A 13,954-nucleotide genomic window follows, 5' to 3' on the forward strand; every position below is an offset into this window, starting at 1 on the left:
CGCGTGACGCCATGGCGTCGGCCGGCAAGACCCTGGTCGAGCTGTTCGGTCTGGCCCGCGAGCTCAACATCGACGCCGAGGGCATCGACATGGGCCCGTCCCCCACGGACGCCGCCCTGGCCGCCGATCTGGCCCTGCCGATCGAGGAGCTCGAGCTCACCGTTCGGTCGTACAACTGCCTCAAGCGCGAGGGCATCCACTCCGTGGGTGAGCTCGTGGCCCGTTCCGAGGCGGACCTGCTCGACATTCGCAACTTCGGTGCGAAGTCGATCGACGAGGTCAAGGCGAAGCTGGCCGGCATGGGCCTCGCGCTCAAGGACAGCCCGCCCGGATTCGACCCGACCGCCGCGGCCGACGCCTTCGGCGCGGACGACGACGCGGACGCGGGCTTCGTGGAGACCGAGCAGTACTGAGTCTCTGCTTCCGGGGTTCGCGTCAGCGGACCCCGGATCTCCGACAGGCAAACCCGCCTGCTCGGATACTGACCCCGGTACCTGATACGGCCGAGGCAGACACCTAGGAGAAACACCATGCCGAAGCCCACCAAGGGTGCCCGTATGGGCGGCAGCGCCGCGCACGAGAAGCTCCTCCTCGCGAACCTCGCGAAGTCGCTTTTCGAGCACGGTCGCATCACCACCACCGAGGCGAAGGCGCGCAAGCTGCGTCCGTACGCCGAGCGTCTGGTCACCAAGGCGAAGAAGGGCGACCTTCACAACCGCCGTCAGGTGCTCCAGGTCATCACGGACAAGAGCATCGTGCACACGCTCTTCACCGAGATCGGCCCGCGCTACGAGAACCGTCCGGGTGGCTACACCCGTATCACCAAGATCGGTAACCGCCGTGGCGACAACGCGCCCATGGCTGTCATCGAGCTGGTCGAGGCGCTGACGGTGGCGCAGGAGGCGACGGGCGAGGCCGAGGCCGCGACCAAGCGCGCCGCCAAGGACAACGAGGCTGCCGAGGCTCAGGTCGACACGACCAAGGCCGAGGACGCCGAGGAGTCCAAGGACGCGTAAGCGTCCCCGCGCCCCTTCAGGGCGTTGGCGGGTCCGTTCCTTTTCGGGAGCGGGCCCGCTTTTGTGTTCTGAGAGGATCTGTACGTGAGTGAAGATGTGGCACCCGGCCGCGTTCGTGTCCGGCTCGATCTGTCGTACGACGGGAGCGAGTTCTCCGGGTGGGCCAAGCAGGCCGGTGGGCGGCGGACCGTGCAGGGCGAGATCGAGGACGCTCTGCGGACCGTGACGCGTTCGCGGGAGACGTACGAGCTGACCGTAGCGGGGCGTACCGATGCCGGGGTGCATGCGCGGGGGCAGGTCGCTCATGTCGATCTGCCGCGCGAGGTGTGGGCCGAGCACCACCAGAAGCTGCTGAAGCGGCTCGCCGGCCGGCTGCCCCGGGACGTACGGGTCTGGGCCCTCAGGGAGGCGCCCAGTGGCTTCAACGCCCGTTTCTCGGCCGTCTGGAGGCGCTACGCGTACCGGGTCACCGACAACCCCGGGGGCGTCGACCCGCTGCTGCGCAGCCATGTGCTGTGGCACGACTGGCCCCTCGATGTGGCGGCCATGAACGAGGCTGCCCGGGGGCTGCTGGGCGAGCACGACTTCGCCGCCTACTGCAAGAAGCGGGAGGGGGCGACCACCATCCGCACGCTCCAGGAGCTCAGCCTGGTGCGGGGTGACGACGGGATCATCACCGCGACCGTGCGGGCGGACGCCTTCTGCCACAACATGGTGCGTTCGCTCATCGGGGCGCTGCTGTTCGTCGGGGACGGGCACCGGCCCGCCGACTGGCCGGGGAAGGTGCTGGCGGCCGGGGTACGGGACTCGGCCGTGCACGTCGTACGGCCGCACGGGCTGACGCTGGAGGAGGTCGGCTACCCGGCCGACGAACTGCTCGCCGCGCGCAGCAAGGAGGCGCGGAACAAGCGGTCGTTGCCGTCGGCCGGCTGCTGCTGACGTCCGGTCACTCGTCGGCCGCGGCCGAGGCCTGGGCTTCGCCGCGGCGGCGGATCTGGTTGAACGTGAACTGGGCCAGGTCGTCACCGGTCTTGAAGACCGGGGCGTCCTTGGGCGTCACGTCCTTGCCGTTGGTGAAGCCGGCGTTGGTGAAGTAGGCGTAGCGGCCGTAGGAGTTGCTCGTCGTGCGGCAGACGCCGGCTTCGCAGAAGGGCTTCACACCGCCGCCGGAGAGCGACTTGACGAAGCTCTTCTTGGTGGTCTGGCCCTTGGCCTTGGCGGCCTGTGCCTCGGTGTCGAAGACGGCCACGCCGACCGTCACCGCGATGCCGTCCTTGACGTAGGTCACGCGTATCAGGCGGGTGCAGTCGTTGCCGGTGAGGATCTTGGGCAGGGTGCCGCCGGCCGCCGAGGCGCAGTTCCTCGTGTCCGCCGTCGGGCCCTTCTTGTAGACCGTCTCGCCCATGGTGAGTTGGGTGCCCGGGAAGAGGGTGGCCGGGCTGAGCGGGGCCTTGTCCTTCTTCGCGCTGGCGATGAAGTCCTTGGGGTCCAGTGGGGGAGGGGCGCTGGTCGGGGCGAACGACGGGGCCGTGGCGGTCTGGCTCGGGATGTCGGCCGACGGGAGGGAGGCCGGGTTCCCCCGGTTGTCGCCGCCCGCCGAGACGACGGCCACCGCGACGGCGGTGCCGATCGCGACCGTGGCCAGCGCGCCACCGCCGATCAGCAGCACCCGGCGTCGTTTGTTACGGGCCTCGGAGGCTTCAGCGAGCGCTGCCCAGTCCGGCGACTGGCCGCCCCCGCTGCTCCAGGGCTGCTGCGACTGCGGTTTCCAGGGATCCCACTGGGACTGAGGTCCCCCCTGCCCAAAGCTCATGGGGCGCATCTTAGACGGGACAAGGGGTGTGCTGGTCCGCCTGGATCGGCTCTCCAGCCCCTAGCGTTCCTCCCATGCGTACGGGCAAAAGCGACATCTCCGGGTGGTTGGGGCGACTGCTGCCGGCCGTGGCGCTGCTGCTGTGCCTGCTGTCGTGGCCGGCCCTCGCGGCCGGGGTGTGGCCGTCGGTCGTGGTGGGGGCGCTGGGGGCGTACCGTCGTCCGCGCGGCGGTGGATCCGTGGTGCGGTGGTGCGCCGCGGTCGTCGTCGACGTGGCGCTCTCGTCGGTGTTTCCGTATGTACGGCCGCTGCGGCGGCGGACGCTGCGGAGAGCCGTCACGCTCTGTGCCGCCCTGTACGTGTCCGTGACCGAGCGGCTGCGGTGATACCGCGTTTTGACCCTTGTGGTGTACCCCGGTATTCTGCTTGTTCGTTGTGTATTGGCTTGCTCATTCTCACGGGACGGGCCCTTACACCGGTCCACCGGGCCGATGACCAGCGACCCCACGTACGCGGTATGCGTCGCCGCAGTGCGGTCCAGGCTGTCGTGATCGTTTCGGTGACCAGTTATGGACCATTCACTCGAAGCGAAGGCTACGAACCGTGCGTACGTACAGCCCCAAGCCCGGCGATGTGACGCGCCAGTGGCACGTCATCGACGCTCAGGACGTTGTCCTGGGCCGTCTCGCCACCACTGCCGCGACGCTCCTCCGGGGCAAGCACAAGCCGATCTACGCGCCGCACGTCGACGCTGGTGACTTCGTCATCATCATCAACGCGGACAAGGTGCACCTGTCCGGCAACAAGCGGACCCAGAAGATGGCGTACCGCCACTCCGGCTACCCGGGTGGTCTGCGCTCCGTCCGTTACGACGAGCTGCTCGACAAGAACCCCGAGAAGGCCATCGAGAAGGCCGTCAAGGGCATGCTCCCCAAGAACACGCTGGGCCGTCAGATGCTCTCGAAGCTGAAGGTCTACAAGGGTGACCAGCACCCGCACGGCGCGCAGCAGCCGCAGCCGTACGAGATCACCCAGGTCGCGCAGTAAGTCCGGCCACCCCCTAAGCCTGAAGAGAATCTGAGGAGAATCGTGGCCGAGACCACTGCCGAGCAGCCGCTCGAAGAAGTCGACATCGACAGCTACACCACCGAGTCCGAGGTCCCCGTCGAGGGTGAGTACACCTCGGAGTCCATGGCGTCCCGCTTCGGCGAGCCCCAGCCGGCCGCCGGCCTGGGCCGTCGCAAGAACGCCATCGCCCGTGTCCGGATCGTCCCGGGCACCGGCAAGTGGAAGATCAACGGTCGCACCCTCGAGGACTACTTCCCGAACAAGGTGCACCAGCAGGAAGTCAACGAGCCGTTCAAGGTGCTCGAGCTCGACGACCGCTACGACGTCGTCGCCCGCATCTCCGGTGGCGGCGTCTCCGGCCAGGCCGGTGCGCTCCGTCTCGGTGTCGCCCGTGCGCTGAACGAGGCGGACGTCGACAACAACCGCGGCCCGCTGAAGAAGGCCGGCTTCCTCAAGCGCGACGACCGTGCGGTCGAGCGCAAGAAGGCCGGTCTGAAGAAGGCCCGCAAGGCCCCGCAGTACAGCAAGCGCTAATCGCTTCCGCTGTTCCTGCATCGATCGCCCCGGCGGCACGGTTGTGCTGCCGGGGCGGTTCGTTTACACAACCCCTACAGCCCCCGGACAGTCTCAGGGGGTGTACTCGGGGATGTGAGCCGCATTCTCTTCAGCAATTCGGAGGACACCACTGTGGGACGACTCTTCGGCACGGACGGCGTGCGCGGTGTGGCCAACGCGGATCTGACGGCGGAGATGGCCCTGGGCCTCTCCGTGGCCGCGGCGCACGTGCTGGCCGAGGCGGGCACGTTCGAGGGACACCGGCCGACCGCCGTGGTCGGGCGTGACCCGCGTGCGTCCGGGGAGTTCCTGGAAGCCGCCGTGGTCGCGGGCCTCGCCAGCGCCGGTGTGGACGTCCTGCGGGTCGGCGTGCTGCCGACGCCCGCCGTGGCCTATCTGACCGGGGAGCTCGGCGCCGACCTGGGTGTGATGCTCTCCGCCAGCCACAACGCCATGCCCGACAACGGCATCAAGTTCTTCGCCCGCGGTGGGCACAAGCTCGCCGACGAGCTGGAGGACCGGATCGAGTCCGTCTACGAGGAGCACCGCACCGGCGCCCCCTGGGACCGGCCGACCGGGTCCGGAGTGGGCCGCGTCCGCGCGTACGAGGAGGGCTTCGACCGGTACGTCGCGCATCTGCTGGGTGCCCTGCCGAACCGGCTCGACGGGCTGAAGGTCGTCCTCGACGAGGCGCACGGCGCCGCTGCCCTGGTCTCGCCGGAGGCGTTCCAGCGGGCCGGTGCCGAGGTCGTCACCATCGGGGCCGAGCCCGACGGGCTCAACATCAACGACGGGTGCGGTTCGACGCACCTGGACAAGATCAAGGCCGCCGTCGTCGAGCACGGGGCCGATCTCGGCATCGCGCACGACGGTGACGCCGACCGGTGCCTCGCCGTCGACCACACCGGCGCGGAGGTGGACGGGGACCAGATCCTCGCCGTGCTCGCGCTGGCGATGCGGGAGCGGTCCGCGCTGCGGTCCGAGACGGTCGTGGCCACGGTGATGTCGAACCTCGGCTTCAAGCTCGCCATGGAGCGCGAGGGCATCCGGCTGGTGCAGACCGCCGTCGGTGACCGGTACGTGCTCGAGGAGATGAAGGAGCACGGATTCGCCCTCGGCGGCGAGCAGTCCGGGCACGTGATCATTCTCGACCACGCGACGACCGGGGACGGGACGCTGACCGGGCTGCTGCTGGCGGCCCGGGTGGCGCAGAGCGGGCGTACGCTGCGGGAACTCGCCGCCGTCATGGAGCGGCTGCCGCAGGTTCTGATCAATGTGCCGGATGTCGACAGGACGCGGGTGGGGACGTCCGCGGAGCTGTCGGCGGCGGTTGCCGATGCGGAGCGGGAGCTCGGGGCGACCGGGCGGGTGCTGCTTCGGCCCTCCGGGACCGAGCCGCTGGTCCGGGTGATGGTCGAGGCGGCCGACATCGAACAGGCTCGGTCTGTGGCGGGGCGGTTGGCCGACGTGGTGAAGTCCGCGCTCGGATAGTGAACCGGGTCGGGGGTGGGGGCTGCGGTTGACTGCGGGCTGCGGGGCGTTCGTGGCCTGTCGCGCAGTTCCCCGCGCCCCTAAGGCTTGCCGACCCCCTGGCGTTGTCTCGACCAGAGCCACTTCTGGACCAGCAGGGTTGCCGTGCCCGCGACGATGATGCCCAAGAGGTTCAGCAGGAGCTGTTCCGTCGAGCCCCACGTCTGTTTCGTGTCTCCGTAGCTCAGGGCCACCGCCGCGCTGGAGCATGGCGCTCATCCAACCCGCCGTGTGCCCGGGCATCACAGCTTGCGCAGGCTGAGCCGCTGCACCTTGTGGTCCGGGCCCTTGCGCAGGACGAGGGCGGCGCGGCCGCGGGTGGGGGCGATGTTCTCGACCAGGTTGGGCCGGTTGATCGTGCGCCACATCGTCCGGGCGTAGTCGAGGGCCTCCTCCTCCGAGACCTGGGTGTACTTGCGGAAGTACGAGGACGGGTTCTGGAAGGCGGTCGCGCGCAGCTTGCGGAAGCGGTTGAGGTACCAGGTCTCGATGTCCTCGACGCGGGCGTCGACGTACACACTGAAGTCGAAGTAGTCGGCGAGACCGACGCGGGTGCGGCCGTCCTTGCCGGGCAGGGCCGGCTGGAGGACGTTCAGGCCCTCGACGATCAGGATGTCGGGGCGGCGGACCGTGAGCCTCTTGTCGGGGACGATGTCGTAGATCAGGTGGGAGTAGACGGGCGCGGTGACCTCGTCCTTGCCGGCCTTGATGTCGGCGACGAAGCGGGTCAGGGCGCGGCGGTCGTAGGACTCCGGGAAGCCCTTGCGGGACATCAGGCCGCGGGCCTGGAGTTCCTGGGTGGGGAGCAGGAAGCCGTCGGTGGTGACCAGCTCGACGCGCGGGTGCTCGGGCCAGCGCGAGAGCAGGGCCTGGAGGAGGCGGGCGACCGTCGACTTGCCCACGGCGACCGAGCCGGCCACGCCTATGACGAACGGGGTGCCCGACTGGGATCCCTGTTCGCCCAGGAACGTGTTCAGCGCGCCTCTGAGGCCGTCGGTGGCACCGACGTAGAGATTGAGGAGGCGGGACAGCGGCAGGTAGATGTCGCGCACCTCGTCGAGGTCGATCACATCACCGAGACCGCGCAGCTTCTCGACCTCCTCGGCCGTCAGCGGCAGCGGCGTCTTGTCACGCAGCGCGCTCCACTCGGCTCGGGTGAGGTCGACGTAGGGAGTCGCCTCCGGGCGGGGCCGGTGGGCGCTCCTGGACATCGAGGAGACCGGAGAGATCACAGTCCATTGTTACGGGCGTACGAACGGATGGTGGGGTGGGATCCGTCACGCGGGCTCTTTACTCGCCTCATTTCGGGAGGAAACCGGCTGAGCACCTCCTCGGCGCCGGGCTTCGTACCCCGGTGGGAATTTCCGATTTCGGGCACGCTGCGGCCGGTTCGGCGCGGGAATCGACCCTAAGCTGCCGCCCATGTGTGGAATCGTGGGTTACGTGGGGCCGCAGTCCGCGCTCGAGGTCGTGATGGCCGGGCTGAAGCGGCTGGAGTACCGGGGGTACGACTCGGCGGGCGTCGCCGTCCTGGCCGACGGCGGGCTGGCGACGGCGAAGAAGGCCGGGAAGCTGCTCAACCTGGAGAAGGAGCTGGACGGCAGGCCGCTGCCGACCGGCGCGACGGGCATCGGGCACACCCGGTGGGCCACGCACGGCGGGCCGACGGATGCCAACGCCCACCCGCACATCGACAACGCGGGCCGGGTCGCGGTGGTGCACAACGGCATCATCGAGAACTTCGCCCTGCTGCGTGCCGAGCTGGCGGAGCGCGGCCACGAGCTGGCCTCCGAGACGGACACCGAGGTCGTGGCGCATCTGCTCGCCGAGGAGTTCTCCTCCAGTGCGGATCTCGCCGAGGCGATGCGGCTGGTGTGCCGACGGCTGGAGGGCGCGTTCACCCTGGTCGCGGTGCATGCCGACGAGCCGGACGTGGTGGTGGGCGCGCGGCGGAACTCGCCGCTGGTGGTGGGCGTCGGTGAGGGCGAGGCCTTTCTCGCCTCGGACGTCGCCGCGTTCATCGCCCACACGCGCTCGGCGATCGAGCTCGGGCAGGACCAGGTGGTGGAGCTGCGCCGGGACGGCGTGACGGTGACGGGCTTCGACGGCCGCCCGGCCGACGTGCGGTCGTACCACGTGGACTGGGACGCGTCGGCCGCGGAGAAGGGCGGCTACGACTACTTCATGCTCAAGGAGATCGCCGAGCAGCCCAAGGCGGTCGCCGACACGCTCCTGGGCCGGATCGACGGTTCCGGTTCGCTGAGGCTCGACGAGGTGCGGATCCCTCAGGGGGTGCTGCGCGAGATCGACAAGGTCGTCATCGTCGCGTGCGGTACGGCCTTCCACGCCGGGATGATCGCCAAGTACGCGATCGAGCACTGGACGCGGCTGCCCTGCGAGGTGGAGCTGGCGAGCGAGTTCCGCTACCGGGACCCGATCCTGGACGCGCAGACGCTCGTCATCGCCATCTCCCAGTCCGGCGAGACCATGGACACGCTGATGGCGCTGCGGCACGCACGCGAGCAGGGCTCCAAGGTGCTGGCGATCTGCAACACCAACGGTTCGACGATTCCGCGCGAGTCGGACGCGGTGCTGTACACGCACGCCGGGCCGGAGGTGGCCGTCGCCTCGACCAAGGCGTTCCTGACGCAGCTCGTGGCGTGCTACCTGGTCGCCCTGTACCTGGGCCAGGTGCGCGGCACCAAGTGGGGCGACGAGATCCGGGCGGTGATCCGCGACCTGTCCTCGATCGCCGGTGCGGTGGAGCAGGTGCTGGGCACGATGGAGCCGGTACGGGAGCTGGCACGCTCGCTGGCCTCGAAGAAGACGGTGCTGTTCCTCGGGCGGCACGTGGGGTATCCGGTGGCGCTCGAAGGCGCGCTGAAGCTCAAGGAACTCGCCTACATGCACGCGGAGGGGTTCGCGGCCGGGGAGCTGAAGCACGGGCCGATCGCGCTGATCGAGGAGGACCTGCCGGTCGTCGTGGTCGTGCCCTCGCCGCGCGGGCGGTCGGTGCTGCACGACAAGATCGTGTCCAACATCCAGGAGATCCGGGCGCGGGGTGCGCGGACGATCGTGATCGCGGAGGAGGGGGACGAGGCGGTGGTGCCGTACGCCGACCATCTGGTCCGGATCCCGGTCACTCCGACGCTGCTCCAGCCGATGGTGGCGACCGTGCCGTTGCAGGTGTTCGCCTGTGAGCTGGCCACGGCCCGGGGCAACGAGGTGGATCAGCCCCGGAACCTGGCGAAGTCGGTGACGGTGGAGTAGTCGCCCTTGAGGGCGTCGACGAAGGCGGCGAAGGCTCTGGTCGGGACGGTGACGGTTGCCCTGGCCGGGGCTTTTGAGTCGCGGATGGCTATGTGGGTGGCCGAGTTGGAGATCTCCATACAGTTGTTGCCGTCCCCGCCGCCGGAGTAGGACGACTTCCGCCAGGTGTCAGGAGTGGTCACGGTGTGCCTCACATTTCCTTGGCCAGGTTGTGGATGAAGTCCCGCGACCTCACGGGATCGAGCGCTACCGCCTCTACCCTACGGAAGACTGTTCGAAAGACGCTGAGCTGAGCTTCGGAATCGATGAATACCGTGCCGTGGGGTGCGTCGCGGACGGCCGTGTCCAGCTTGGGGACCGTGCCACCGGCCAGCATCATGGTGCTCCAAGTCCCGCCGAAGCCGTCGAGGTCGAAGGGGATGACGTGCACGGTGACGTGCTCCGCCTCGGAGAGTTCCAGGACCCGGCCGAGCTGGGCTCGTGAGGTGGCTCGGTCTCCGACCCGGATGCGCAGTGCGGCCTCGTGAATGAGCGCCTTGTACGGGATGGGAGAGGGGCCCTCGATGACCGTTCTGCGCTGCATCCGGTGTTGGACGCGTAGCTCCAGGTCCTCGCGGGAGAGTTCGGGGACCCGGGAGGAGAAGGCGGCGTGCGCGTAGTCCTCGGTCTGAAGCAGGCCGGGGATGAACAGGAACTCCACGTCGTAGCGGTAGGTGGCGTGATGCTCCAACTCGGCGATATCCAGGAAGGGGGAGGGTAGAAGGCCGCGGTACTCCTCCCACCAGCCGCGTGTGCGATCTGTTGCCATCGTTACGAGTGCGTCGATCAACTCAGCCTCTGCACAGGCATAGTTGGAGGCCAGACGGCGCAGACGCTTCTCGCTCACGCCGGTGAGGGCGGACTCGATCTGAGTGATCTGCGCGGAGCTCACCCCGAGCAGGGCGGCTGCCTCGCGGCCCGTGAAGCCGGCCGCATCGCGAAGCCGGCGCACTTCGATGCCCAGGCGCATCTGGCGCGCTGTGGGTTCGCGCCTCAACCCCGCCATGTGCTGCTCCTCGGTTCAACGCGCCTGTGAGCGCGACTCGTTCGGGTGCCAGGTTACGCGATCAGCTTGCGAGACCTTTAAATCGAGGTCTACCGTCAGTGATGTTCTGAATGCGTAGCGAAAGCGCACCGCTCCGTCATGCCGTGACGGTCGCGGCAATGACATCGCCCGCACATCGCAACCTTCCATCCTCTCGAACGGAGTTCACGCATGCCCGAACGCGAGTCCAGCGAGCCCTGGGAGTACACCCTGTACATCCCGAACGACCTGCGTGCCGTCACGGTCAGTCGTCGTACCCTCCGCCTGATCCTCACGATGCACGGGCTGATCCGCCTGGGCGATGTGGCCGAACTGCTGGCGGCCGAGCTGGTCTCCAACGCCGTGCGTCACACCAAGGGGCCCGCCGCCCTGCGCGTGCGATGGTCGGCCGGGGTGCTGCGGATCGGAGCGTGGGACGCCGACCCGGAGCCGCCCGAGCCGCCAGGGTCGTTCGAGCAGGCCGGCGACTCGGAGGAGGGGCGGGGACTCGCGCTGGTCCGGGCGTGTTCCGACCTGTGGGGCTGGCAGCCGCTGACGAGGGACGGCAACCGGGGCAAGTACGTGTGGTGCGAGCTGACCTCGGCGGCGTGAACGTTTTAGCGCCCTTCGAAAGAGTGAACGTACTGCCTTCACCCGGATAAATCACCCCTTGATCCAACTAGGTTGCACACATGGTCACATCAGCTCACGAGGGCATGCACCGCATCTTCCAGGAGCGGCCCGAGATACTGGCTCCCGTGTTCGGGGTATTGGGTGTCCCGTTATCCGCGAAGGCGACCGTGGACGCGGTCACGACCGACGTGACGGAGGCCCGGCCGCTGGAGCGACGCGTGGACACAGTGCTGCGCGTCGGCCCGTCCGATGGCGAGGACTTCCTTCTCGCCATCGAGTCGAAGTCGGGCAAGGTCGCGGGCAAGGAGCGTAGCTGGGCGTACTACGTCGCCTTCCTCCAGGCGAAGTACGGCCTGCCCGTTCTGCTTCTCGTGGTCTGTCAGGACAGAGTCACAGCCAAGTGGGCGGCCGGTCCCTTCGACTGCGGCACACGGGGTTGGACGGCGCAGCGGACCCACCCGCTGGTCGTCGGGCCGGAGAACCTGCCGGTGATCACCGACGCCCGGACCGCGGCGAAGAACCTCGCGCTGGCCGTACTCTCCGCCCTGGCGCACGCCCGTAGTGCGGATTCCGACGCCATACTGAAGGCGCTGACAACCGCCCTTCATGAGACGCGCACAACGGACCCTGAAACCGCCGACTACTTCTACGACTTCCTGGAAATCAGCCTGGGCGACAGCCCAGCCGGAAAGAAACTGAAGGAAATCATGTCGTTCGTCAACTACTTCCCCGGCCGGGGGACGGTCCGTGAGACGGCCTACCTCGAAGGCAAGGCAGAAGGCAAAGCAGAAGGCAAGGCGGAAGGCAAGGCCGAGGGGGAGGCCAAGGGCATCCTGTACGTACTGGACGTGCGCGGTATCCCCGTACCGGACTCCGTGCGCGAGCGCATCACGACCTGCACGGACCTGGGGCGTCTTGATGCGTGGCTGGAGCGTTCCCGCACCGTCGCGCGCGCGGAGGACCTGTTCGTCCAGGACCCGGAGGTCCCGGGGACCGGACCCGGACAGGCCTAGCGTTGGCCGACGAGCAGGACAGTCAGCAGGACGGGCCTTCAGAGCTGCTCGACCTGTACAGGTTCACGGCTGTGTGCCTTGCGCTGGGCATTCCCCCGCACAAGGTGGCGGGGGATTTCCGGTTCGGGCTGGAGGGGCTCAGACAGAGCGGAGTCGTCCCCTTGGAGGACCTGGCCCTCGTGCACGCACGCGCGGCGGGGGAGGTCGAACACCCCGAGCGGTGGGCGGCGGGTTTCACCGCCGGATACCACTCGGCCTGGGCCGCAGCGGTCCTGCGTGTCCTGGAGGCGCGCGGTGTCGAGTTCTCGAAGCACCTCCACCGCGGTCTCCACCTGTGTTCCGACGCGGACAGGCTCACCCGCTTACTCGACCGTGCCGTCACCGCGACTCACGAAGCCGACCTGGTCGCCGGGGAGCCGAGCCCGCGGGCGCCGGACGGCCCGTAGGGTGCTGCCCATGAGCATCATCGGGGTCGGCATCGACGTTGCCGAGATCGAGCGGTTCGCGGCTTCACTGGAGCGTACGCCCGCGTTGGCCGAGCGGCTGTTCGTGGAGCGGGAGTTGTTGCTGCCCAGCGGGGGGCGGCGGGGGGTCGCCTCGCTCGCCGCGCGGTTCGCGGCCAAGGAGGCGCTGGCCAAGGCGCTCGGCGCTCCGTCCGGACTGCTGTGGACGGACGCCGAGGTGTGTGTCGAGGACAGCGGGCAGCCCCGGCTGCGGGTGAGCGGGACGGTGGCCGCGCGCGCCGCCGAGCTCGGCGTGCGGAGCTGGCACGTGTCCCTGAGCCATGACGCGGGGGTGGCCTCCGCGGTGGTGATCGCGGAAGGCTGAGGCGTCAGGCCAGGGACCAGATCAGCGTGATCGTGCCGATGAGGCCGATCGCGCCCAGGGTCGTCCCGGCCGCCGCCGGCCACAGTCGGCCCGTCCCCTTACGGGCGTAGTGGACGCCCATCGTCCCGAACGTCACCGCGAGGGCGCCGGCCAGCACCGTCCACGGGATCAGGAACGCCCAGGTGCCCACCGCCGAGAAGGCGCCGAGGATCAGGGCCGTGGGGCCGAGGGCGGTGGCGGGGCTGTCGGTGTCGCCGGGTGCTGTCGAGCTGGTCATGTCTCGCCGATCCCCCTTTTTGAACGAGTTCAAAATACGGCTCGATCATACGCCCGGGAGCAGGAGGCCGGACTCGCCGACGTTGCGGGCCGTCACCGTGCCGATGGTGATGCCGTCGACGCCGTAGGTCTCGACCGCGTGGCTGGACGCGCCGGAGACGTAGACGTTGTCGATGCGGACGTTGCGCGTCCACTGGCTGGTGTCGCCGCGGTTGTCGACGCGGACGCCCAGGCCGCGGGAGAGGCGCATGTCGATCTGGCCGAGCACCACGTTCTGGACGTTGCGCAGGAAGATGCCGTACAGCGGGGTGCCGGTGAGCTTGAGGTTCTGGACCTCGACGTCGCGGGTGCCGCGTGAGTAGACCGGTGCCTGGTCGCCCGAGCCGCTGCCGGTGACGTTGATGGTGCCGCAGACGTCGAGGACGGTGTAGCTCGGCAGCGAGATGCGTGAGCCCGCCGGGACCGAACCCGAGCCGCGGACCACGACCCGTTCCTTCGATGTGCGCCCGGAGGTGAGGCTGTTGACGGCCGCCTGGACGGCCGCGCGCATGTCGGTGCCGGTGTAGACCGTGCTGCCGCCGCGCCGGGCGGTCCAGTTGCCGCCGCTCTGCACGGCCTCGGCCTGGTAGGAGCCGTCTCCGCAGGCCAGTGCACGCGTGGGGGCGGCCGTGGCGGGGGCGGTCAGGGCGCCGGCGGCGGTGAGGAGGGCGGTGGCACCGGCGGCGGCCAGTAATGCGGCTCTGCGTCCCATGGGGGGCCTCGGTTTCGTCGGACGTGGGGAGTGTGCAAGCGCTTTCTGCGCGGCCGGGAGTCTGGCAAAGGGGCGGCGGAGCGTCAATGGAGGCGACACGGATCGCAGGTGCGGGAGACGCGTGTGAGGGGGAGTGGT

At 69.1% G+C, this 13,954-nt stretch carries 18 protein-coding genes; 12 read left to right on the plus strand and 6 right to left on the minus strand.

Annotation, left to right across the window (positions count from 1 at the left end):
- From G3I77_RS19900 to truA, 3 genes are all read left to right on the plus strand, one after another.
- The coding region (locus tag G3I77_RS19900) for a DNA-directed RNA polymerase subunit alpha C-terminal domain-containing protein (protein WP_282573325.1) at positions 1-413 on the plus strand (413 nt) is incomplete at its 5' end.
- Between the two features lie 117 nt (positions 414-530).
- Positions 531-1,016 (plus strand): 50S ribosomal protein L17, encoded by a 486-nt coding sequence (rplQ, locus tag G3I77_RS19905; protein ID WP_248505618.1) that lies wholly within the window; start codon positions 531-533, stop codon positions 1,014-1,016.
- An 84-nt stretch (positions 1,017-1,100) separates the two neighbouring features.
- On the plus strand, positions 1,101-1,955 hold the full coding sequence (truA, locus tag G3I77_RS19910; protein ID WP_248505621.1) for a tRNA pseudouridine(38-40) synthase TruA: 855 nt from the start codon (positions 1,101-1,103) through the stop codon (positions 1,953-1,955).
- Positions 1,956-1,962: 7 nt separating this feature from the next.
- On the opposite strand, the gene G3I77_RS19915 is transcribed toward truA, so the two are convergent.
- Positions 1,963-2,829: a hypothetical protein gene (locus G3I77_RS19915; protein WP_248505623.1), complete on the minus strand. Its 867-nt coding sequence runs from the start codon at positions 2,827-2,829 to the stop codon at positions 1,963-1,965.
- Between the two features lie 74 nt (positions 2,830-2,903).
- On the opposite strand from G3I77_RS19915, the gene G3I77_RS19920 reads away from it, so the two are divergent.
- The 4 genes from G3I77_RS19920 to glmM all read left to right on the plus strand — a co-directional run bounded on the left by G3I77_RS19920 (position 2,904) and on the right by glmM (position 5,943).
- Positions 2,904-3,215 (plus strand): hypothetical protein, encoded by a 312-nt coding sequence (locus G3I77_RS19920; protein ID WP_248505625.1) that lies wholly within the window; start codon positions 2,904-2,906, stop codon positions 3,213-3,215.
- A gap of 217 nt (positions 3,216-3,432) precedes the next feature.
- Positions 3,433-3,876 (plus strand): 50S ribosomal protein L13, encoded by a 444-nt coding sequence (rplM, locus tag G3I77_RS19925; RefSeq protein WP_010036634.1) that lies wholly within the window; start codon positions 3,433-3,435, stop codon positions 3,874-3,876.
- Between the two features lie 42 nt (positions 3,877-3,918).
- Positions 3,919-4,431: a 30S ribosomal protein S9 gene (rpsI, locus tag G3I77_RS19930; RefSeq protein ID WP_184849023.1), complete on the plus strand. Its 513-nt coding sequence runs from the start codon at positions 3,919-3,921 to the stop codon at positions 4,429-4,431.
- Between the two features lie 153 nt (positions 4,432-4,584).
- A complete protein-coding gene (gene glmM, locus G3I77_RS19935; protein ID WP_248505778.1) occupies positions 4,585-5,943 on the plus strand; it encodes a phosphoglucosamine mutase in 1,359 nt (452 codons plus the stop codon).
- Positions 5,944-6,224: 281 nt separating this feature from the next.
- On the opposite strand, the gene coaA is transcribed toward glmM, so the two are convergent.
- A complete protein-coding gene (gene coaA, locus G3I77_RS19940) occupies positions 6,225-7,193 on the minus strand; it encodes a type I pantothenate kinase (RefSeq protein WP_248505627.1) in 969 nt (322 codons plus the stop codon).
- Positions 7,194-7,404: 211 nt separating this feature from the next.
- On the opposite strand from coaA, the gene glmS reads away from it, so the two are divergent.
- Positions 7,405-9,252 (plus strand): glutamine--fructose-6-phosphate transaminase (isomerizing), encoded by a 1,848-nt coding sequence (gene glmS / locus G3I77_RS19945; protein ID WP_248505630.1) that lies wholly within the window; start codon positions 7,405-7,407, stop codon positions 9,250-9,252.
- Here glmS and G3I77_RS19950 read toward each other — a convergent pair.
- Together G3I77_RS19950 and G3I77_RS19955 are read right to left on the minus strand one after the other, a co-directional pair.
- Positions 9,213-9,434, minus strand: coding sequence for a DUF397 domain-containing protein (locus G3I77_RS19950; protein ID WP_248505632.1), 222 nt, complete (start codon positions 9,432-9,434; stop codon positions 9,213-9,215). The genes glmS and G3I77_RS19950 overlap by 40 nt on opposite strands.
- A gap of 8 nt (positions 9,435-9,442) precedes the next feature.
- A complete protein-coding gene (locus G3I77_RS19955; protein ID WP_248505634.1) occupies positions 9,443-10,297 on the minus strand; it encodes a helix-turn-helix transcriptional regulator in 855 nt (284 codons plus the stop codon).
- A gap of 210 nt (positions 10,298-10,507) precedes the next feature.
- Between G3I77_RS19955 and G3I77_RS19960 the strand changes: the two genes are divergently transcribed.
- The 4 genes from G3I77_RS19960 (at position 10,508) to G3I77_RS19975 (ending at position 12,789) form a co-directional block, all read left to right on the plus strand.
- Positions 10,508-10,927 (plus strand): ATP-binding protein, encoded by a 420-nt coding sequence (locus G3I77_RS19960; protein ID WP_248505636.1) that lies wholly within the window; start codon positions 10,508-10,510, stop codon positions 10,925-10,927.
- 80 nt (positions 10,928-11,007) lie between these two features.
- Positions 11,008-11,961, plus strand: a complete 954-nt coding sequence (locus G3I77_RS19965; protein WP_248505638.1) for a hypothetical protein — start codon at positions 11,008-11,010, stop codon at positions 11,959-11,961.
- A 2-nt stretch (positions 11,962-11,963) separates the two neighbouring features.
- On the plus strand, positions 11,964-12,407 hold the full coding sequence (locus G3I77_RS19970) for a hypothetical protein (RefSeq protein WP_248505639.1): 444 nt from the start codon (positions 11,964-11,966) through the stop codon (positions 12,405-12,407).
- A gap of 10 nt (positions 12,408-12,417) precedes the next feature.
- A complete protein-coding gene (locus G3I77_RS19975; protein WP_248505641.1) occupies positions 12,418-12,789 on the plus strand; it encodes a holo-ACP synthase in 372 nt (123 codons plus the stop codon).
- A 4-nt stretch (positions 12,790-12,793) separates the two neighbouring features.
- On the opposite strand, the gene G3I77_RS19980 is transcribed toward G3I77_RS19975, so the two are convergent.
- Together G3I77_RS19980 and G3I77_RS19985 are read right to left on the minus strand one after the other, a co-directional pair.
- Positions 12,794-13,066 (minus strand): hypothetical protein, encoded by a 273-nt coding sequence (locus G3I77_RS19980; RefSeq protein ID WP_248505643.1) that lies wholly within the window; start codon positions 13,064-13,066, stop codon positions 12,794-12,796.
- 45 nt (positions 13,067-13,111) lie between these two features.
- Positions 13,112-13,816, minus strand: coding sequence for a hypothetical protein (locus G3I77_RS19985; protein ID WP_248505644.1), 705 nt, complete (start codon positions 13,814-13,816; stop codon positions 13,112-13,114).
- Between the last annotated feature and the right edge of the window lie 138 nt (positions 13,817-13,954).

Origin of the sequence: Streptomyces sp. D2-8, from assembly GCF_023184515.1 — a bacterium.
Classification (GTDB): Bacteria; Actinomycetota; Actinomycetes; order Streptomycetales; family Streptomycetaceae; genus Streptomyces.